This window comes from Emticicia sp. 21SJ11W-3, from assembly GCF_024138715.1.
Lineage (GTDB): Bacteria > Bacteroidota > Bacteroidia > Cytophagales > Spirosomataceae > Emticicia > Emticicia fluvialis.
On sequence record NZ_CP092074.1, the window covers coordinates 1,914,691 to 1,935,534 of the forward strand.

The 20,844-nt window shown below is 40.7% G+C and carries 15 protein-coding genes; 9 read left to right on the forward strand and 6 right to left on the reverse strand.

Annotated elements, in window-relative coordinates; all coding sequences use genetic code 11:
* The first annotated feature begins 92 nt into the window (after positions 1-92).
* The 5 genes from carB (at position 93) to MB380_RS08140 (ending at position 7,864) form a co-directional block, all read left to right on the forward strand.
* On the forward strand, positions 93-2,936 hold the full coding sequence (gene carB, locus MB380_RS08120; protein WP_253534425.1) for a carbamoyl-phosphate synthase large subunit: 2,844 nt from the start codon (positions 93-95) through the stop codon (positions 2,934-2,936).
* A 185-nt stretch (positions 2,937-3,121) separates the two neighbouring features.
* Positions 3,122-4,111, forward strand: a complete 990-nt coding sequence (locus tag MB380_RS08125) for an aminopeptidase (protein ID WP_253534426.1) — start codon at positions 3,122-3,124, stop codon at positions 4,109-4,111.
* Positions 4,112-4,142: 31 nt separating this feature from the next.
* Positions 4,143-4,934: a DUF3108 domain-containing protein gene (locus tag MB380_RS08130; RefSeq protein WP_253534427.1), complete on the forward strand. Its 792-nt coding sequence runs from the start codon at positions 4,143-4,145 to the stop codon at positions 4,932-4,934.
* Positions 4,935-4,997: 63 nt separating this feature from the next.
* Positions 4,998-6,920, forward strand: coding sequence for an acetoacetate--CoA ligase (locus MB380_RS08135; protein WP_253534428.1), 1,923 nt, complete (start codon positions 4,998-5,000; stop codon positions 6,918-6,920).
* A 383-nt stretch (positions 6,921-7,303) separates the two neighbouring features.
* Positions 7,304-7,864 carry a thioredoxin family protein gene (locus tag MB380_RS08140; RefSeq protein WP_253534429.1) on the forward strand — a complete coding sequence of 187 codons (561 nt, stop codon included), beginning with the start codon at positions 7,304-7,306 and terminating at the stop codon, positions 7,862-7,864.
* A 66-nt stretch (positions 7,865-7,930) separates the two neighbouring features.
* On the opposite strand, the gene MB380_RS08145 is transcribed toward MB380_RS08140, so the two are convergent.
* The 4 genes from MB380_RS08145 to MB380_RS08160 form a co-directional block, all read right to left on the reverse strand.
* A complete protein-coding gene (locus MB380_RS08145) occupies positions 7,931-9,298 on the reverse strand; it encodes a Gfo/Idh/MocA family protein (protein WP_253534430.1) in 1,368 nt (455 codons plus the stop codon).
* 278 nt (positions 9,299-9,576) lie between these two features.
* Positions 9,577-10,947 carry an HmuY family protein gene (locus MB380_RS08150; protein ID WP_253534431.1) on the reverse strand — a complete coding sequence of 457 codons (1,371 nt, stop codon included), beginning with the start codon at positions 10,945-10,947 and terminating at the stop codon, positions 9,577-9,579.
* Positions 10,948-10,986: 39 nt separating this feature from the next.
* Positions 10,987-13,269 (reverse strand): TonB-dependent receptor, encoded by a 2,283-nt coding sequence (locus tag MB380_RS08155; protein ID WP_253534432.1) that lies wholly within the window; start codon positions 13,267-13,269, stop codon positions 10,987-10,989.
* Positions 13,270-13,544: 275 nt separating this feature from the next.
* On the reverse strand, positions 13,545-13,928 hold the full coding sequence (locus MB380_RS08160; protein WP_101728472.1) for a hypothetical protein: 384 nt from the start codon (positions 13,926-13,928) through the stop codon (positions 13,545-13,547).
* Between the two features lie 430 nt (positions 13,929-14,358).
* On the opposite strand from MB380_RS08160, the gene MB380_RS08165 reads away from it, so the two are divergent.
* From MB380_RS08165 to MB380_RS08175, 3 genes are read left to right on the forward strand one after another with little or no spacing between them, the layout of a single operon-like run.
* Positions 14,359-14,988 carry an ATP-binding cassette domain-containing protein gene (locus MB380_RS08165; RefSeq protein WP_253534434.1) on the forward strand — a complete coding sequence of 210 codons (630 nt, stop codon included), beginning with the start codon at positions 14,359-14,361 and terminating at the stop codon, positions 14,986-14,988.
* Complete coding sequence (locus tag MB380_RS08170; protein ID WP_253534436.1) at positions 14,985-16,085, forward strand: hypothetical protein; 1,101 nt, start codon at positions 14,985-14,987, stop codon at positions 16,083-16,085. Before MB380_RS08165 ends, MB380_RS08170 begins: the two co-directional genes overlap by 4 nt.
* A gap of 5 nt (positions 16,086-16,090) precedes the next feature.
* Complete coding sequence (locus MB380_RS08175; RefSeq protein WP_253534438.1) at positions 16,091-17,488, forward strand: TlpA disulfide reductase family protein; 1,398 nt, start codon at positions 16,091-16,093, stop codon at positions 17,486-17,488.
* Positions 17,489-17,490: 2 nt separating this feature from the next.
* Here the strand turns inward: MB380_RS08175 and MB380_RS08180 are convergent, their stop codons facing one another.
* Positions 17,491-18,240: a LytTR family DNA-binding domain-containing protein gene (locus tag MB380_RS08180; RefSeq protein WP_253534440.1), complete on the reverse strand. Its 750-nt coding sequence runs from the start codon at positions 18,238-18,240 to the stop codon at positions 17,491-17,493.
* A 1-nt stretch (position 18,241) separates the two neighbouring features.
* Positions 18,242-19,270 (reverse strand): sensor histidine kinase, encoded by a 1,029-nt coding sequence (locus MB380_RS08185; RefSeq protein WP_253534442.1) that lies wholly within the window; start codon positions 19,268-19,270, stop codon positions 18,242-18,244.
* Positions 19,271-19,500: 230 nt separating this feature from the next.
* On the opposite strand from MB380_RS08185, the gene MB380_RS08190 reads away from it, so the two are divergent.
* Positions 19,501-20,601 carry a DUF5694 domain-containing protein gene (locus MB380_RS08190; RefSeq protein ID WP_253534444.1) on the forward strand — a complete coding sequence of 367 codons (1,101 nt, stop codon included), beginning with the start codon at positions 19,501-19,503 and terminating at the stop codon, positions 20,599-20,601.
* The last annotated feature ends 243 nt before the right edge of the window (positions 20,602-20,844 follow it).

Consider the following 20,844-nt stretch of genomic DNA (forward strand, 5'->3'; position numbering starts at 1 on the left):
TTAAGTTATTTTAGTTAATTCGTCGTTAGAATAAAATTTCTGTACTACCTTTGTTCTTCGATTAACGAATCGAAACCCCTTCACGAAAAAAAATGCCAAAAAATCCCAATCTTAAGTCAGTTCTTATCATAGGCTCTGGGCCAATTATCATAGGTCAGGCGTGCGAATTCGATTACTCAGGTTCACAAGCAGCAAGGTCATTAAAGGAAGAAGGTATTGAGGTAAGTTTGATAAATTCAAACCCGGCCACCATCATGACCGACCCCATTAACGCCGACTATGTTTACCTAAAACCACTCGAGAAAAAATCAATTATTGAAATTCTGGAAAAACACAAGGCAATGGGTAAGCCCATTGACGCGGTTCTACCAACAATGGGTGGTCAGACAGCCCTTAACCTGGCTATTGATTGCGACAAAGGCGGTGTCTGGAAAAAATACAATGTGCAGATAATTGGTGTAGATATCAAAGCCATTGAAACTACCGAAGACCGTGAGAAGTTCCGCCTGAAAATGTTGGAATTAGGCGTAGGTGTTTGTAAGGGCCGCACAGCACGTTCTTTTCTGGAAGGAAAAGAAATTGCACAGGAAATTGGTTTTCCGCTGGTTATACGCCCTTCATTTACGCTTGGTGGTACAGGTGGCGGGTTTGTACATAATCCTGAAGATTTCGACAAGGCGCTTAACCACGGGCTACACGCCTCGCCGGTGCATGAGGTATTGGTTGAACAATCAATTCTTGGCTGGAAAGAATACGAGTTGGAGCTTTTGAGAGACAACAAAGGCAATATTGTAATTATTTGTACCATCGAGAACTTTGATCCGATGGGTATTCATACCGGTGACTCCATCACTGTGGCGCCTGCCATGACACTCCCAGATACGATATATCAGCGTATGCGTGACATGGCCATCAAGATGATGAACGGTATTGGTCAGTTTGCAGGGGGCTGTAATGTGCAGTTCTCGCTTAATCCTGATACCGACGAAATCATCGCCATAGAAATAAACCCTCGCGTAAGCCGTTCATCTGCACTTGCTTCTAAAGCAACGGGCTACCCGATTGCAAAAATTGCAGCCAAAATGGCTATCGGGTACAATCTGGACGAACTGATTAACCCAATAACAGGCAGTACCTCTGCTTTCTTTGAGCCGGCCATTGACTACGTAATTGTAAAAGTGCCAAGATGGAATTTTGATAAATTCCCGGGTTCAGACCGTTCGTTGGGCTTGCAGATGAAATCGGTTGGCGAAACCATGGGTATAGGGCGCAACTTTCAGGAAGCGCTTCAGAAGGCCTGCCAGTCGCTTGAAATCCGCAGAAATGGTCTGGGCGCTGACGGTAAAGAGTTAAGAGATCAGGAAGCGTTGAAAAAATCGCTGGCCAATCCATCATGGAACCGTCTTTTCCATATTTATGATGCTTTTAAGGCGGGTCTTTCGTTCAAAACCATTCAGAATCTTACCAAAATTGATAAGTGGTTTTTACGTCAGATTGAAGAATTAATTCTTCTTGAAAAAGAAATTGAGAAATTTACAGTTGACGAGATACCAAGAGAATTATTACTGACAGCTAAGCAAAAAGGTTATGTTGACCGCCAGATTGCTCACCTTTTGAATTGCAAAGAAAGTCAGGTTTTCAATAAGAGAAATGAAATGGGTATCAAGCGTGTTTATAAATGCGTTGACACCTGTTCGGCTGAATTTGAAGCCAAAACACCATACTATTACTCAACATTCAATGCCAATCAGGATAATCCTGAAAATGAGTCTGTTAGTTCAGACAGAAAGAAAATTCTTGTTTTGGGCTCAGGGCCAAACCGCATAGGTCAGGGTATAGAGTTTGACTACTCTTGTGTGCATGGTGTATTGGCGGCCAAAGAATGCGGTTATGAAACCATTATGCTTAACTGTAATCCTGAAACGGTTTCTACTGACCCTGATATATCGGATAAGCTATATTTTGAGCCTGTTTTCTGGGAACACGTATATGACCTGATTCTGCATGAAAAACCGGAAGGAGTAATTGTACAGCTGGGTGGCCAAACAGCCCTTAAAATGGCCGAGAAACTAACCAAATACGGCATTAAAATAATTGGTACCTCTTATGATGCCCTTGACCTGGCTGAAGACAGAGGAAGATTCTCTGAGCGTTTGAGAGAATTGAACGTTCCATATCCGTTGTTTGATACCGTACGGTCTGCCGACAGAGCAGTTGAAGTTTCGCGTGAGTTAGGCTTTCCGTTGCTGGTTCGTCCGAGTTATGTATTGGGTGGGCAAAGCATGAAAATTGTAATTAACGAGCAGGAACTGGAACAACACGTGGTGAAAATCCTGAACGATATTCCGGATAATAATATTCTGATTGACCATTTTCTTGAAAATGCCATAGAAGCAGAAGCTGACGCCATTTGCGATGGTAAAGATGTGTACATTATTGGTATTATGGAGCACATAGAGCCTGCGGGTATACACTCAGGCGATTCTTACGCTTTATTACCACCTTTCGACCTAAGTGAATGCGTAATTGCACAAATTGAAGAATACACCAAGAAAATTGCAGTAGGGCTCAATACAGTAGGTTTAATTAATATTCAGTTTGCTATTAAAGATGAGAAGGTGTACGTAATAGAGGCTAATCCGCGTGCCAGCCGTACGGTGCCATTCATCTGCAAGGCATACCGTGAACCTTACGTAAACTATGCCACCAAGGTAATGTTGGGTGCCAAGAAAGTGAAAGACTTTAAATTTAAGCCTTACAAGAAAGGGTACGCAATCAAGATACCTGTGTTCTCGTTCAATAAATTCCCGAATGTGAACAAAGAGCTTGGACCTGAAATGAAATCAACCGGAGAAGGGATTTACTTCATTAAGGATTTAACAGATGATTTCTTCCTGAAAGTTTATGCAGAAAGAAACCTGTATCTAAGCAGATAATATTTAATAATTGTTAATGATAAAGCCATTCTGAACAGAGTGGCTTTTATTTTTGTTACAAAACAAATAAAAGGTAATATTTTGAGCGAGTTTTGCTGAACAGAACTAATTATATGTGGTTGAAAATCAAAAGGTTGTTAAAATACTTTTTTCTTATAGTTGTCGTTCTGGTTGCAGCATTCATTATGCTTAACTTTGATGCAGCTTTGTATGGTTTCAGGCAGGCCAAAGGTCAGATGAAAGTTATTTTCAATACCAGGCCTGTTGCTGAAGTAATGGCTGACAGAAGTTTTCCTGATTCACTCAAAAAACGAATCGAATTAATTCAGGAAATTAAGCAATTTGCAATTGACTCTTTGGGCTTAAATCAGTCTAAGAATTATACCACTTTTTATAACCAGCATGGTAAACCTATTTTATGGGTAATAACAGCCAGTGAACCTTTTGCACTGAAAGCAAAAAAATGGCATTTCCCGATTGTAGGCACATTTAGTTATAAAGGATATTTTGAAAAACAGCTGGCTGATACCGAGATTACTGAACTAAAAAAAGAAGGTTTTGATACGCAATTGAATGAGGTATCGGCATGGAGCACACTCGGGTATCTGAAAGACCCCATATTGAGTTCAATGCTTTATTATTCTGATGGCCGGCTTGCGGCTTTGATTATTCATGAGCTGACGCATGGAACACTTTTTGTTAAGGATAATCTGGAGTTTAACGAAAACCTGGCCGATTTTATAGGTGATTACGGCGCAATACGGTTTTTAACATACAAGTATGGTAAAGACGCTCAGCAGTTAAAGGATTATGAGTTTTCAAAGAAATATAATGATGCCTACAGCAGGCACCTGCTTAATGGCGCAAAAAAATTAGACAGTTTGTATAACGGTTTTAGTAAAAAGCTATCTAAAGAACAAAAAACAAGTCTTAAGTCGGGTTTAATACAAAAAATAATATCGTCTGCCGATACCTTAATGCACGGCACATTGAAACCATTAAGAAGAAAACCTAAACCCAATGCCCAAATAAATAATGCCTATTTTGTGGGTTTTATGACTTACCAGAGTAAACAGAACCAGTTTGAAGAAGAGTTCAGAGTCAAGTACAGCAAAAACTTTAAATTGTATCTGAAATATCTGAAAGAGAAATATTCCGGAAGCCTGGTGTTTTAAAAGCAGGCACGATTTTTTTCCTTAAAGAATTATGATGAAAAACCTTTTTAAAATATTAACTGCCGGTTTTGTGGTGTTAGGGTCATCTTTCATTGTGGGTGACTCCTACCGGTTTGTGCCGAACTCAAGCTTTAAAGCCGGTGAGTACTTTGAGTATAAAGTAAAATTCGGCATTCTGCCGGTTGGCGAAGCAACTGTTGAAGTAAGCCCCCAGATATACTCAGTGAATAGCCGTGCCTGCTACAGGGTTAATGTTTTTGGGCGCACAACCGGCATTACTGATATTTTTCATGTAAGAAACACGTACAGAAGTTATTTGGATACAGCGGCAATGCTTCCTCAGAAATTTCTGATGAGCTTGCAGGAAAACAGTTATAAAAAAGACCAGGTAATTTTATTTGATCATTCCGGCAACTCGGCTCTTCGCGAGCAGAACAACGATAAAAAATCTTTTAACCTGCCCAATAATATTCAGGATGTGGTGTCGGGATATTATTTTCTGCGTACACTTGATTTCTCAAAAATGAAGGTGGGCGATGTGGTGGAAGCGCCAATGTTTTTTGATGACGAAATTTACAAAATGAAGGTTAAATATACCGGTAGGGGCGTTGTGAAAACAAGATTCGGGAAGATTGAAGCTATTAAGCTGAATCCTGTTTTACCCAAAAATGATATGTTTAAAGGAGAAGAAGGAATAAGAATCTGGGTGTCGGATGATAAAAACCATGTGCCTATCAGAATAGAAATTGAGTTTGCCATTGGTAGTGCAAGCATGGAAATTAAAGACTACAAGAATATCAGACATGCTTTTGAGTGGCGTTAAAATAATTGTACTGCCAATTATTTTATAAAATATCTGTTTAATATTGTCTAAAAAAAGACAGGCATGAATTTACCGTTGTGGACTCCACCCGCCAGCTATATTGAGCAATCTAACCTGAAAAAATATGAGTCGTGGCTCTTAAACAGAGAGAATCTGACTTTTAAGGATTATGAAGCACTGTGGAAATGGTCGGTTACTAATATTGAGAAGTTCTGGGAAACGCTATTTTATTTTTTCGACATAAAAACGCACACAGACTATCAGTCTGTGCTACGCCAGCCCAATACCGAAATGATTGGCACCCGCTGGTTTGAAGGGGCAACTTTAAACTATGCAGAGCATATCTTCAGGCACAAAACCTCTGTCAGACCAGCCATTGTTTTTCAATCTGAGACCTGTGAATTAACCGAAATAACCTGGCAGGAGCTTGAAACCAAAGTTGCAGCAATACAGAAATACCTTCTAGAAAACGGAATTGAAAAAGGAGACAGGGTTGTTGGGTATCTGCCTAATACCCCCGATACTATTGCCATATTTCTGGCAGTAAGTGCTTTGGGGGCGGTGTGGTCTTGCTGCTCGCCGGATTTCGGACTTGAAAGCCTCGTAGACAGATTTCAACAAATTGAACCCAAGGCCTTGTTTGCATGCCGCGGCTACCAGTATGGAGGAAAATATTTCGACAAGTCTGATATTACCTTGGCGTTGTCAGAACAACTAAGCTCTCTTAAAACCACCATTGTGGTAGATAGTACCCAGTGGCTTAATATTGTTAACAGTACATCTGAAAATTCCATTTTTTTTACACCGGTTGAGTTTAATGACCCTATCTGGATACTGTATTCGTCTGGCACCACCGGAAAACCCAAAGCCATAACGCATAGCACGGGTGGAAACCTGATTGAACACCTGAAAGCATTGGCGCTGCACCAGGACGTACAGCCGGGTGAGCGGTATTTCTGGTATTCCACAACTGGATGGATGATGTGGAATTTTGCACTCTCTTCTTTGGCATGTGGTGCTACACTTTGCCTCTACGATGGCTCGCCTGCCTACCCGGATGCCCATGTATTATGGCAATTTGCGCGCGATGCAAAGGTTGACCATTTTGGTGGCGGCGCCGCGTTTTATATTAATTATATGAAGCAGGGTGCAACCTATCTGGCCGAAAATCCTGTAAAAATCAAAACTTTAGGTTCTACTGGCTCTCCATTGCCTCCGCAGGCTTTCGAATGGATATATGAACATGTTTCTAAAACCGTACAACTGATTTCGTTGAGTGGTGGCACCGATGTTTGTAGTGCATTTATGGGTGGCTGCCCGTATCTTCCGGTTTATTCAGGAGAGATTCAATGCCGTATGCTGGGTGCTGCCATAGATGCCTGGAACGATGAGGGGCAGCCCGTATTTAATGAAGTAGGGGAGCTGGTAATTCAACAACCTATGCCTTCTATGCCCTTGTATTTCTGGAACGATATAAATAATGAAAAATACAGAAGTAGTTATTTTGAAAAATACCAGGGTATTTGGTGCCATGGAGATTGGATAAAGATTACTGAAAATTACGGAATTATAATTTATGGCAGGTCTGATGCTACTTTGAACAGGGATGGCGTAAGAATTGGTACAGCAGAAGTTTACAATGCAGTAGAGGCCTTATCTGAAATAAAAGACAGCCTGATTATTTGTGTTGAAAAGGCAGACGGCAGCTTTTTTATGCCGCTTTTTGTGGTTTTGAATGAAGGGCAGGTATTGGATGATACCCTGAAAAACAAAGTTAAAGCGCAGCTACGTAAACAATACAGCCCAAGGCATGTGCCGGATACTATCTTTCATGTGCCGGATATACCCTACACCATCAGTGGAAAAAAAATGGAAATGCCCGTCAAGAAAATCCTGATAGGCACTCCTGTGGAAAAAGCAGTTTCGCTGGATGCAATGAGAAACCCGCAGTCTATTGAATGGTTTAAGAATCTGGCAGTTGATTAACGATGGCCCCGATGATGGCCATTGTCCCGGTGATGTTTATAATAATGGTGTCTGTGCTTCTCATATCTTGGCACTACCACAACCCTTGGTTGTACCCTCACATAATGCCTGTGTGCGTAAGGTGGTCTGTCATAATAACGAACAGGACGACCATTGTAAACGCAACTTGAAAGTATTGTTGCTAACAATACAAAAACGCCCATAAGGGTTAATGTGCGAAATTTCGAGTGTTTTTTCATAAGTTTATGTGATTTTTACTCTTTGATACTTAAAACGAAAAATAGTTTAAACCAATTGCTCTTATGACAACCGAAACCAAGTTTTCCCCTATCGGTTTAATTGTAAGCTGAACAATTTACTACGGTTTAATAATTAAGATAGAAATGGCCCGTACAGAATCAAATATGCTTCCATTGGGAACAAAAGCGCCTGAATTTACTTTGCCTGATACTGTTTCAGGAACAAATCTGTCTTTGAGAGATTTGCCCTCTGCCAAGGCTACCGTTTTTATGTTTATATGTAATCATTGCCCTTATGTGTTGCATGTAAAAGAAGAGCTTGTCAGATTGGCTAAAGATTACCAACCACAAGGTGTAGCATTTGTGGCAATCAGTTCTAATGACGTGGTCAGTTATCCGCAGGACGGTCCTGATAGAATGAAGGTCTTTGCAGAAGAAAACGGCTTTACCTTCCCTTATTTGTTTGATGAAACACAAGAGGTAGCCAAAGCTTATGATGCTGCCTGCACACCAGATTTTTATGTATTTGATAAAGATTTGCGTTTAAAATACAGAGGTAGACTGGACGAATCTCGCCCGAGAGAAGAAAACCCGAAGCCGGTTACTGGTAGAGATGTAAGGATTGCCTTAGATGCTATTCTTGCAAACCAGCCGGTATCAGAAATGCAATATCCGAGCATGGGTTGCAATATCAAATGGAAGTGATACATGAATAATAAAAAAATGGAAGAGGTAAGCATCAGCCAGTCTCTTCCATTTTTTATGTAATAACTAAACGCGGGTTGGGTCAGGGTGTTTCCAGGGTTGGCGATATTGACGCGCCAGAAGTGCGGTGGCTTCGCGGTCACCAACAACTTCGCGTTTCACCGGGTCATATTTTACAGGTCTGCCTACTTTCATTGATATATTAGCTAATATGCAGCTGGCTGTTGAAATGTGGCCTTCCTGAATATCTGCAACAGGTCTGCTTTTATTTTCAATGGCCGACAGGAAGTCGAGCATGTGCAGGCGCGTTGCAGGGGCTGCGTTCAGTTCTATTCGTTCTTCTTTTAAATCTTCAGGATATTTCTCTTTTTCAAAAACCACATCTTTGTGTATTTTTTCGCCCTTACCCTGCGGAATAAAGTCATAAGACATAGTGCTTGCCCAGAGTGTTCCCTTTTCTCCATACAGTGTAAAAGACCAGGGGTAGTCAGGGTTATTGGGCGTTCCCCAGCTTCGGTGCTGCCATACACAATTCAGCTCATCATATTCAAAAATCGCCGATTGGGTATCCGGAATGTTAGATTTGCCATCTTTTTGTACATAAATACCACCCGTAGAAGATATTTTGTTGGGCCAGCCCAGTTTCAGCATCCAGCGTACAGTGTCAAACATGTGTATGCACATATCGCCCATAATACCGTTGCCATATTCTTCAAACGTGCGCCACCATCTGATATGCGGCAGGCCGTCATAAGGCCTCATTGGGGCAGGGCCTGTCCACATTTCATAATCAAAATAGTCTGGCACTGCCTGTAACGGAGGGTTACCGTTATTACGCATGTGGTAATAGCAGCACATTTCAACGTGCGATATCTTACCGAGTAATCCGGCATCAACAATATTCTTCTTGGCGTCTATCAGGTGCGGTGTGCTTTTGCGTTGCGTACCTACCTGCACCACTTTGTTATATTTACGGGCAGCAGCCACCATGGCCTCTCCTTCAATAACATCTACACTAATGGGTTTCTGTACATAAACGTTGGCTCCTGCTTTTACTGCATCTATCATTTGCAGCGCATGCCAGTGATCGGGTGTTCCAACCAGCACAATATCAAGCTGGTTATCGGCTAGTAATTTGCGGTAATCAGTATATAATTTGGGTACTTTGCCAGACTTCTGCCTTTGGCTTACCAGCTTTCCGGCTTCATTAAGCATATTTTTGTCAACGTCGCAGAGCGCCACTACTTCTACCGGCGCTACCTGAATCAGGCGGAACAAGTCGCTTTTACCGTACCAGCCGGTACCAATTAACGCTACTTTATATGTACTTGGCGGATTGATGATGTCCATGCCTCTTGCGCCTAATGTGGACAATGCAAGCGTGGCTGACGCTCCGGTAATAAATTGGCGCCTGTTAATGTTAAAGTTATTCATTAGTAATTGTTGGGGTTGGTTCTGATGGGTTTAAATTCTACCAAGTTTAAGAAAATTTCTAAATATATTGATAGATTTCAGTAGATACTTACAAAACAAGTAGTCAAATATAAACAGTACCCGGGGGTATCCAAGGTCTTAAAGGGCAATGAATGACAGAATGTAGACTTACACAAACTATTGCTAGACCAAACCAAGATTATTACTGATAAAGGGTATAAAAAGAAAAAGGCCACAGATGCCCGTGACCTTTTTCTGAACCAATTCTAACTCAGTACTTATTTTTTCTTCACTAGCTTGTACTCAATTACAGGTTTGCCCCGCTCACCGCCGTCAGCTCCAAGACCCATGCTTACAAACTTCAGTTTATATACATTGCCCAGCGGGTCTTTTATCACATAAAAGCGGTCGCGTTTTATACCTACCGTGCCTGTGGTAGCACGCCATTTGCTGCCTATGGCATCTCTGGTTTTAACAAATGTTGTGGTAGCAATATTTGCTTCGGCGTATGCATCATAGCTTACAGTGTTGGTAAGCACTTCGGCGGCCTCGGCTCCGGCTGCGTAGTTCAGCAATATAAAATCCTGAAACCAATAGGGCGTAGGTGGTACCGTTCCGGCATTTGAAGTGCTGTATCCCCAGGCAATGTCCCAGTTAATTTTGCGAGGCTCTACTGACACCAGATTACCGCTTTCTAATGAAAGGAAGCTGAAATTTACATCAGCATTTTTAGGAACATCAATTGTTTTGATACTTGTTTCACCAATTCTGGCATATTGAACTTTGTATCCATCGCCGTTGCGGTTTACTTTTACCTTATACCATTGCTCTTTGCTTTTGTTTCCTTCAAAGCTAACCAGATATACTTTATTGTTGGTTTCAGTAGCCGATACTTCCGCAAATACAGTTTTGGTAAGGTCTCCATCCCATGAATCGGCCAATGCGGCAGAACCCTCGGCGCCGGCAGTGAAGTTGAGGTCTGGTACTAAATCGGCATCTGCCAGCGTTACGGCTGTAATGTCGGTTTTAGCCGTGGCAGTTGCTGAAGATTGATAACCCGGATTAAGAATTACACGGTATTGCCCTCCCTGATAGAAGCCCAGGTTCCAGCTCTTACGATTCACGGCAGTAGTGGCATTAGCGCTTAAATCGGCATAAACCGTGTTGGTAAAGTTAGATTCAGACGTTTTACCTTCCAGCGTTAATGTGCTTCCGGCAGACGTAATAGCCGCAAAACTCAATTTCATTTCGGTGTTTTGGTTAGATAAAACAGGGTTGCCGATTGCAGTAATTTTAAGTGTGAGGGTTTCATCACCATTCAGAAAAACGTTTGACTTTTTCTTTACCTTAAACGATACTCCAGACTGCCCGCTTGGCACAGTTAAGTTCAGTACATTGTTTACGGCGGCAGGTTCGGTAACAAATTCTTTATCATATGTAACCAGTGCTGGTGTAAGCTGAATGGTTATAGGCACTGATACATCTGTGGCACGGCTTAAAGCTATCTGAACAGTGGTTTCGTCGCCTTCAATTCCTTGTTGTGTAGTTGTAAAGCCGGCCAGGTTATCTGGTAATTCTACTTTTTCTTCACATGCGCTTATCACTACAATACTGCATGCAATCAGAAATTTGTTAAAAATTCGATTCATTTTTATTTTGGTTAAACTGTTGTATGTATAAAGAAACTATTAGTGCTGAGTAAGTTGTGCTGTTAAGCCCACAAAATAAGAACGCCCGTAAGACATAGGTACCGCGCCACCGCCTGCGCTATGTGCCCCGCCGGTTTCAACAGCAGAGTTATTAACCCGGGTAACATTGAATAGGTTTTTAACCCCGGCCAGTAATGAGAAATTCTTAAACACAATTTTATTAAACGTCAGGTCAGAGGTATGAAAAGCAGAGGTTTCTGCTAACCGGGCCTGCGGGCCGTTTTCGGTATTTACTGTCTGATACGCCGGCTGCTTACCTGTAAACTTGTAGATGAGACTCACACTGGCATTGATTTTCGGGATTGTGTACCGGATGTTTGAATTTACTTCACTTGACCACACAAACGCCGGCAGGCTTTCGGAGGTAGAGAAGCGGTTAAAACGCCCGATGTATGAATATCCCAAGGTAGCCTGAAAATTCTCCCAATAGAAGGTGTTATTCCAGGTGGTTCCTGTGGTTTTATACTTGTCTACATTTATATAGGTAGATAACTGGGGGTCATTCGGGTCAATTCCAATCGAAATAAGGTTATTAAATACGTTATAGAAACCGCCGATTGTTGAGTTTAACCTGAGTTTTGGTTTTTCAATGACCTGATACGACAAAAAAGCATTGAAACTATTGCTGTATTCGGCTTTCAGATTCGTATTCCCTTTGATAGAGTGGTTACTGTCAAAAAAAGTAAAGTATAATTCGCGCAGGGCAGGCGACCGGAAGCCCCTGGCATAGGCCAAGCGTAGGTCAAGGCCTTTGGCCAGTGTAAATTTGGTGTTAACCGAGGGTATAAGCGGAGGCGCATCATAAACCGAATTCTTAATGAAGCGCAGCCCCGGGCGTATGTTTATGTGCGGATTTAGTTTGAATTCAGCCGAAGCAAAATAAGCAAACTCGCTAATGGCGGGTGTACCCTGAATACGCGCGCCTGAACTTGAGTTTAGGTTGATTTCAAGGCCATGCTGTAACGAAACCGCAGGTAACAACTTGTGCTGGCCTGTTAGCCGCGCAAAAGCGGTCTGGAAAACGGCTTTATCCTGCCCGCCTTGTGTTAATGACAACGTACGGCGGTTGCGTATCAGGTCAATATCGGTAGTTTCGGTTTTACGGCTGTAATCAGTGTAAGATAAGGCAGCGGTGAAGCTGTTTTTTTCATTTACCTGATACTCACCCTGCGCCTGATGAAACCACCGATTGGTGATATAATACTGGTCGGTGGCCGAAAGGTTACCCGTTTGATTGTTTGTGTAGGTGTTGCCTAAACTTTTTAGGGTTTCGTTAGTGCCGTTGAAACGATACCAGCCATTAAATTTTTGTGTCCGGTAAGCAATGCCGGCAGTAGTAAGATACTGTTCTTTGGGCATCCATTCTTTGCTGCGCGTAGTAGATAAACCCTGCCAGCCTCCAAAAAAGTTGCGGGTAAAATTGCCGTTTATTTGCAGGCCTTTTCTTTGCCAGGCCACACCCAGAAACTCATTATGCGTACCTTTACCCTGAAAAGCCTCATACTCTTTGCCGGCTGATTCTTCCTGCACACGAGCCGATAGTGTCCAGGTAGCATCTGTTTCTGCTTTTTTGGTAATAATATTTATTACGCCCGCCAGTGCGTCGGTGCCGTAACTGACAGACATGGGCCCTTCTACTATTTCTATGCGGTCAATAATGTTAATATCTATTTGGCCTATGCTTTCGCGGGTAGAGCCTCTGTCAACTAACGGAACGCCATCCAGCAATACTTTTACATTCTGCCCCGACATCCCCATCAGCTGTACATCTGTTGTGCCCAGGGTAAGGTCGTTTGAAAAACGCATTCCCAGTTCTGTATTTAAAACGGTCTGTATATTGGTTGCACCTCTTAACCTTATTTGTTCATTAGTAATTGTTCTGACCTGATAAACAGAGTTTCTTACAGATTGCGGCCCGAATTGGCCCGTAATAACCACATCCTGAAGTATGTTGGTTTTTTCAATCAGATGAATGTCTCCGGTATTTAATGTGGCTTTAGGCTGTACCTTCACCCGCTGCTCGGCAGTTTCATGCCCAATAAACTGTATCATTAAAACCTGATTACCCTCCGGAGCCAATATGCTGAAACTTCCGTCGGCTTGTGTTAGTGTGCCAATGCCCGTGTTTTTTATCAGCACTGACGCTCCTGCCAGCGCGGCACCATTACTGGTAACCCGGCCAGTAATTTTTCCGTTGGTTTGTTGTGCATGTGTTTTATTAAGAATTAGTATCAGAAACAGTGTTAGGTAACAATATCGCATTTTAATTTTTATTTAGACTGAATAAAAATAATGCACAAAGTTAAATCTTTATTTAGACTAATTCCAAATAAATAGTTATATTTCTTAATCTTTTAAATGTAAAAGGAGGTAGTTTCAGCCGGTAGGAGCAATAGTGTTGGCAGTGTTTCAGCTTGAGAACCTTATGGAAGGAGCAAAAAAAACAGCATCATCTCAATTTTGAAATGACGCTGCTTATGACAAAGGTTTTTGTGGGGACTGCTAGTTTCTGTGTATTAGACAGCATTTCACAGAGATTAACGATTACTTGCTAAAATAGCGCCACGATTAATTTCTGTGCGGATTACAAAATTCTTCGAAACTTTTTCAGTTGGAGTTTCAACGATAAAAGTATATTCGCCGTCTACCAGATTGTTAAGGTTAAATGCTTTTGAATATTGTGCATCACCTGAGGCGTATTCATTGAAATATACTGTACGGTTGTTGTCTACTAAAATTATCTGCGCTTTTTGTTTAGTCGGATTCTCGAATGACAATTTGAAACGCAGACCACCCAGGTTTTGAACGCTAAGGTTTGCTACTTTCTCTGTTGCACTTACTTTACCATTTGAAGTGCTTTGTGCTAAGCTGATGCTTGCTGATGACGCGATGATTGCGATTGCTACAACTAGTGCTTTCATAATTTTCTTTGTTTTTGTTTTCTGTTGGAGTAATTAATTAAAAGAATAAACTCAAAAAAGTTATACCAGTTATTGTCTCCGTGGAAAACCTTTGTTGATGCAAATTTACGTAACTTATTGAATACAAGTCAATTAGTAATTTAAAAAATTTTAAAAATTGTTTTAATAATATATCCCAATATTTGAATAGTACAACGAATTGAGGAAAATTGCAAGAGAAAGTTTAAAAAATCCTACAAAAAAAGTAGACTAATTTTTGCCCCGAATTTTATAGATGTTGAAATGATGAAAACCTAGCTAAGAATAATACAAGAGGGCAATTCAGCCAAAAAAAAGATGGTTTGTAGTGCCTCTCAGTAAATAAATATTTAATCAGGAATAATTCATAAAAATTTATTTCTTTCGTGTAAAAATTGAGTAACAGAAAATCATGCTAACAATCAGTAATTTCCTAAAAAGCTATAACAATCATAAAATTTTAGAAATACAGCATCTGGATATCCCGGAGGGTGTACATTGGGTAAAGGGTATTAATGGTTCGGGCAAATCAACACTGTTCAGATCAATTGCAGGTATGGTACCTTTTGACGGAGAAATCAGTTTCAGGAATTTAAGTTGCAAAAAGGATACGGTCGCCTACCGGCTAATAGTAAACCTTAGTGAAGCCGAACCCATGTACCCCGATTATCTGTCAGGATACGACCTCCTGAAATTTATTGCCAATGCCAAGCAAGATAAACCGGGGAACCTGAACACACTGGCTGAGAGCCTGGGTGTAAGCCAGTATTGGAAAACCCCGGTAAGCACCTATTCAAGTGGTATGCTAAAGAAAATTTCATTGGTATCGGCCTTTTTAGGCAGTCCAAGGTTAATTATGCTTGACGAACCCCTCATTACCATAGACGATAGAAGTGTTGAAATTATATATGAGCTGGTGAAAGACACTTATGAAAACAAGGGAGTTAGTTTTTTGATGTCATCTCATCAGGACTTCCGTTTCGAGAAACTTCCTATAAAAAATGTTTACCTGGTACAAAACCAGGCCGTGAGCCTGTTATGAAAAGCCTTTTCAGAATTTTTAACCAGACCATCGTAAAGGAGTATTACAGGCAGAATGCAGTTTTTGTTTTTGCAGTACTTATGTTTGCTTTTGGGTTTTTAAGAGCCACAGAACATATCACAATCATAAAAAATACCCTCCGACACCCTTCTTTACTGGCATTGGCATTTGCCGTTTGGGCTTTGCATGCCCTGAAAGTAACACTATTTACACTCAGGTTGCTTGAGTCTCGCCAAAACGAATTTCTATACCATGCCCGTTTATACCCGGCCATTCAGAGATTTTTCGCATTTTGTGGCTTACAGTTAAGCCTTATTCAGTTAACATTTTTGTATGCACTGGCTATGGTAAAATTCGGAATTGAAGAACAAAACTGGCAGGCCGTAGTTTATATAGTACTTTTTAATGTTTTTTTGGTGGTTGCAGGGGCAGTTATCTATGAGTACCGCATACAAAGGCCCAATGCCGCACAGGTACGTAATAGGGCAGTCAGGAGTTTTTTTGCCGGCTACACAACCCCGCCATATCTGTTTTTTATCAGATATCTTTTTTCAAAACAGCCGGTATTGTTACTGCTTACCAAGCTATTTGCTTGTTTGGTTCTGATGGGTGTGTGTAATTTGTATCCGACAGATGATTATGACGAGCGATTGATGGCTTTGGGAGGTCTTTTTGCAGCCGCCGGGCATACGGTTATTTGCCAGCAATATCTTGAATTTGAAAACAGATTTATGAGTATTACCAGAAACCTGCCCTTAAGCAACTGGCAAAGGTTGTTTCAGTTCGGCCTATCCTATTTCATTTTGTTAATCCCTGAGTTGGTGATAGTGTTGCGTAATCTACCGCATGAGGTGAACTACGGGTTTTCTTTGATACTCATTATTTTTATTTGGTCTATCGTATGCCTCAACCATCATGTGCAATACATAAACGGAATCAGCTATGATACCTTCATGCAACGGGTATTTTTTGTAGGTGTTCTATATTTGTTGTTGATTATGTTCAGGGTTCCGTTATTTTTAATAGCTTTGGTAAATACCGCTACCGCCGTTTTAGTTTTCCGGAAACACTACTTCAGGTCAGAATTTAATCCTTAATACCAATGATACGGATTCTATGCTTTTTACTTCTTGTCTCATCGTGTGCATGGGCTCAGGCAAATTTCAGATTAACCGCTGAAGTTCAAAATCCTGTTGAGCGTAAAGCCACGATTGTTTTGTATCGCGATTGGGTAAGCGACGAAGAAGAATATGACCTGGTTTTAAACGACAACAACCAATTTAGTTTTACCACTGCTTTAAAAGACATTGCTTATATAGATTTCTTTTATGGTAACCAGAGCTTTCATTTCTGGATTGCAGAACCTGACGACAACATAAAACTTAACTTTGATGCCGCAGATTTCTGGCAATCCCTGCAGGTTTCAGGCAACGGGTCTGGAAAATTTGAATATTATATAGATTACAGGAAGAAATTTGAGGAAACACGCGATTGGCAGCAACAAGCTGAAAAATGGAAAAAACAACCCGCCGGTGTTTATTTTAAAAAACTACAGCAAGAGCAGGAAATTCAACTGGGGTTTCTGAGCAAATATGGCAATGTTTCAGCGGCATTTCGTGATACCCGTAAAGCAGATATTATCGGAGCAATTCAGAACTATAAAATTGAGGCATTGTCTGAATTAAAAATGCCGCTTTGGACCAGTGAAAACATTCGGAAAAATATGCAGACCGATGTTATTCCGCCAATGGCACAGGCGGCATCGCTTGAATACGGTAATGCACTTTTAAACCTTGCTGATTTGTTTATTGCCAGAGAAGGACAAAGAAGAAAAAAAATGCTTTCAGAAAACCAGGAGTACCAGTACATTAAAACGATGCGGGTTAACAAAATTATTACAAAGGAAATGGCTGAGCGTCTTCTGGGGTCGAAACTAAAAAATAGTATCAATGCCAATGGTCTTACTGCCCAAATAAAACAGAACGCCATCGATTATTTGAAGTTTACCAACCACACCGGATTCAAAAATACCATTAATCAATTGGTTTTTTTGCAACAAACGCTTGTAAAGGGCGCACCTGCCAAACTTTTTTCGCTGGCCGATAGCTCCGGTAAATTCATAAATCTGCAAGACTTTAAAGGTAAAGTGGTATTGCTTGATTTCTGGACAAGCTGGTGTGGGCCTTGTGTGCGTGATATGCAGTTTTCCAGCAGAATAAGAACCCATTTTGAAAACAAAGATGTTGTTTTTATCCAGATTTCGCTGGATGGGGAACATGCTTGGAAAGAAGCGCTTAAAATGTATAAAATTGGTGGAATAAATGTGAGAACAGCCGAAAACAATTCTATCTTAAAGGATTATGGCATTTCTGGCGTTCCTGCTTATTTTCTGATAGACAAAAAAGGCAACTTTGCATTCACTAAAGTGGCGTATCCGAGCGATAATAACACAAAAACGCTTACAGACCAAATTGAAGAAGCACTGGCAGAGTCACCCTAGTATTATCCGGTGCCTATTTGTTTTATAAAGTCTTTATAATAGCTTTCTCCGATGGGTATGGTGGCGCGGCCAACAAAAATTCGTTGGCGTTCAATTGAGCTGATTTTTTCCAGCGATACAATGTATGACTTATGTACCCTCGCAAACCTGCCAGACGGCAACAGTTCTTCCATTTTTTTCATGGTTTGAAGTGTCAGAATCCTTTCTTCGCCTGTGTAAATGGAAACATAGTCTTTTAAACCCTCTATGTATAGGATATCGGCCAAATCGAGCTTGATTATTTTGTATTCTGTTTTTACAAACAGAAAATTAGGTTGAGGCTCATGTTGTAACAATTGTACCTCAGGCACACTATTTACTTCGGTATTTGCACTGGCAGAAGTGTCATTTACATGAAACCTGTTAACTGCTTTCTGAACTGCTTTCAGAAATCTTTCGAACGATATTGGTTTTAATAAATAATCTATTACATCCAGTTCATAACCTTCCATAGCATATTCAGAATAAGCAGTGGTAAGAATAGCCTTGCATTTGCCATTCACTACCCGTAAAAATTGTAAGCCGGTGAGTGCAGGCATCTGAATATCCAGAAAAACCAAATCAATTTTTCCCTGCTGTATAAGGCTCAGTGCCTCCAGTGCGTCAGTAGAGGTGGCCACCAGGGTCAGTGAAGGCGTCTGGTTAATGTAATTGGCTAGAATATCTAACGCCAGAGGCTCGTCATCAACCACCAGGCAGCGTATCTTTTCCATGTTAAAGTATCAGATTTAGTTCAGATAAATAGCTATTTGAATTGATTTGTATATCAAGATTATGATTACCGGGGTAAATCAGCATCAGTCTTTTTTTGATGTTCTCTAATCCAACACCACCGTACGGGTCTTTGTTCTGATTGGCTTGCTGGTTTTGCACCGTAAAGCTCAGTTGATTTTGATTGACCGATAAATGAATCAGCAGTGGGTGTGCCGGGTCTTGCACATTACCGTGTTTAAAGGCGTTTTCAACAAACGGAATCAGCATAAGCGGAGCAATCAATTGTGTTTGTACATTGCCGCTAACCCTGAAATCAACATAAGTTTGGCCTGAATATCTGAGTTTTTGCAATTCAATAAAATTTTTCAGGTATGCCAGTTCGGTTTCAAGGCTCACTTTATTCTGATTAGACTCATATAGCATATATCGCATCAGCTCAGATAATTTCATAACCGCCTCCGGAGCCTTTGGAGACTGGTTGAGCGTGAGGGAGTAAATATTATTGAGCGTATTGAACAAAAAGTGCGGGTTTAGCTGATTCTTCAGGAAAGCGTTTTCAGCATTTAGTTTTTCGCCAAGCAAAGTGTTTTTCTCTTTTTCGTTTACAAAGAAATCCTCAATCATTTTTAGAAAAACAGCATTGAACAGGTAGCCGATTACATTATACATATTATCAGTAATATAGAAAAGCAAACGCCTTGACTCCTCAGAATAATTATGTTTTCCCAGCCAATGCCAGATTAGTACCTCTTCAACCATGTAGCGTGTAAAAATGTATGTAGCGCTGACTGCTACCAGACCGATGCTCAGCTTCAGGTATTGCTTGGTAGAAAAATACCTGTTCAGCACATAAAGTAACAGATAAGTAAACAGAATGGTAAAAGTAATGGAGGTCCAGACAAATAAGCTCTGGAATCGCTCCCAGGCAAACTGGTAGTTTTTTTTACCTATCAGGCTTAGAATATCTCCATTAAAATAGAAAAAAAGCCAGAAAAGTACGTGAAATATTATCTGCTGACGTCTTCTCATGTTGCGCTCATTAAAATTTGGCTTGAAGGTAGCGGGTAAGTTTAATATCTCAAACATTTACCGACAAACGCCCTTGAAATACCGTCAAACAGTATTTTGAGGCTTCAGGGAGGCTTGTCGAGGCTGTAACCTGTTTGACGGTAAAAAAAGTGTTTGCGACGATTTAAGAATAAAGCTCAACAGGCAACACTATAGTTTTGAGCCATAATCAAAAAACAAACAATAAAATTATGAAAAAGCTATTCGCAATTTTGTTTATCAGCGCTTTATGCACCAATTTATTTGCACAAACACCCACCAGTAATTTAGAGGTATTGATGATTGGTGCTTCGCATCAATACAGCCCGCAGCCTGCTCAGGACCTGACGGATATTCATGCCAAAATAAGAGTCTTTAAGCCTGATGCAGTTTTTGGCGAATGGTTGTCGCCGGAAGATGAAAAAGCCATTAAAACGTATTGGAACAAACAAAATGTGCAGAACCGTATTGACCGTTTAAAGAAAAAAACTACAATTGCAGAGAAAGATTTACCCGCAATGCTTACCCGTTACGAAAAGGTTCTAAGCGATAAACCGGGCGATATGAAAAACCGTATTGATCTGGCGGTGGCTTATTATTTAAACCATGATGCCGGTAACGGATATTTTCAGATGTGGAATGTGGCAAAGCACTTGCAGAAGAACCCCAAAGATACGGCTGTGTTTAATTATGCCCGTCTGAAGTACTTTAGTGCCACTGTTGATTCTCTGCATGAGGCCATCAACCCCTATATTGATGATGAGTATGATTACGTGGCGCATCCGATGATGGTAGAGTTTGGCATGAAAAAGATATATGCAATGGATTCGCAACGTTGGGATAACGAGTGGAGCGAAGCCTGGGGAAAAACGGATTCTGTTTTTTATGAACGGCTAAAGCTGTTAAAAAAAGATTCACTGTCGGCCGAAGGAAAGAAAGCAATAGAGATAGATAAATACATAAGAAACAGAATGAACTATCTGCAGAATGATGCTGTAAAGATGTATGGTAACGAACATGTAACAGAAATTTTGAATGGTCCACAACTGACAGAGTGGCTTTTTAGAATTAATCTGTATTCAGACGAATACAGGCAGTTGTCAATTTTTCCGGCAGATTTATATGCATGGAAATTTCATTGGTGGTGGCATAGAAACAACGATATGTGCAATAACACCATAGAACGCGCCAAAGCTAATGGCTTTAACAAGGTAATGATTGTGGTAGGCGCCAACCATGCGGCCATAATGACAAAAATATTCCGCGAGAAAGGTGTGAAAGTAACCAATATAATAGATGCTCCTCTGAAATAACTGAAAACAATAAGGCTAGACTCTTAATATTGGCTTAATGGGCTTTTAAGAGTTTAGCTTTTAAATATAGTTGCAAACCCAGTTCATCATCTTGTATATTCCTAAATTCATGAAACAATTTTTGTTCATTATATATTTAACCTGCGGCACACTAAACTTGGGATATACCCAGACGATAAGTCAATACCAGACCGATATATCGAAGCTACGATTATTATTAAAGAAAACGCCATCTTATAAAGA

Bases quoted from the DNA above. Each gene is read 5' to 3' on its own strand.
- carB (WP_253534425.1), top strand. From the start codon at position 93: ATGCCAAAAAATCCCAATCTTAAGTCAGTTCTTATCATAGGCTCTGGG.
- MB380_RS08125 (WP_253534426.1), top strand. From the start codon at position 3,122: ATGCTTAACTTTGATGCAGCTTTGTATGGTTTCAGGCAGGCCAAAGGT.
- MB380_RS08130 (WP_253534427.1), top strand. From the start codon at position 4,143: ATGATGAAAAACCTTTTTAAAATATTAACTGCCGGTTTTGTGGTGTTA.
- MB380_RS08135 (WP_253534428.1), top strand. From the start codon at position 4,998: ATGAATTTACCGTTGTGGACTCCACCCGCCAGCTATATTGAGCAATCT.
- MB380_RS08140 (WP_253534429.1), top strand. From the start codon at position 7,304: ATGGCCCGTACAGAATCAAATATGCTTCCATTGGGAACAAAAGCGCCT.
- MB380_RS08145 (WP_253534430.1), bottom strand. From the start codon at position 9,298: ATGAATAACTTTAACATTAACAGGCGCCAATTTATTACCGGAGCGTCA.
- MB380_RS08150 (WP_253534431.1), bottom strand. From the start codon at position 10,947: ATGAATCGAATTTTTAACAAATTTCTGATTGCATGCAGTATTGTAGTG.
- MB380_RS08155 (WP_253534432.1), bottom strand. From the start codon at position 13,269: ATGCGATATTGTTACCTAACACTGTTTCTGATACTAATTCTTAATAAA.
- MB380_RS08160 (WP_101728472.1), bottom strand. From the start codon at position 13,928: ATGAAAGCACTAGTTGTAGCAATCGCAATCATCGCGTCATCAGCAAGC.
- MB380_RS08165 (WP_253534434.1), top strand. From the start codon at position 14,359: ATGCTAACAATCAGTAATTTCCTAAAAAGCTATAACAATCATAAAATT.
- MB380_RS08170 (WP_253534436.1), top strand. From the start codon at position 14,985: ATGAAAAGCCTTTTCAGAATTTTTAACCAGACCATCGTAAAGGAGTAT.
- MB380_RS08175 (WP_253534438.1), top strand. From the start codon at position 16,091: ATGATACGGATTCTATGCTTTTTACTTCTTGTCTCATCGTGTGCATGG.
- MB380_RS08180 (WP_253534440.1), bottom strand. From the start codon at position 18,240: ATGGAAAAGATACGCTGCCTGGTGGTTGATGACGAGCCTCTGGCGTTA.
- MB380_RS08185 (WP_253534442.1), bottom strand. From the start codon at position 19,270: ATGAGAAGACGTCAGCAGATAATATTTCACGTACTTTTCTGGCTTTTT.
- MB380_RS08190 (WP_253534444.1), top strand. From the start codon at position 19,501: ATGAAAAAGCTATTCGCAATTTTGTTTATCAGCGCTTTATGCACCAAT.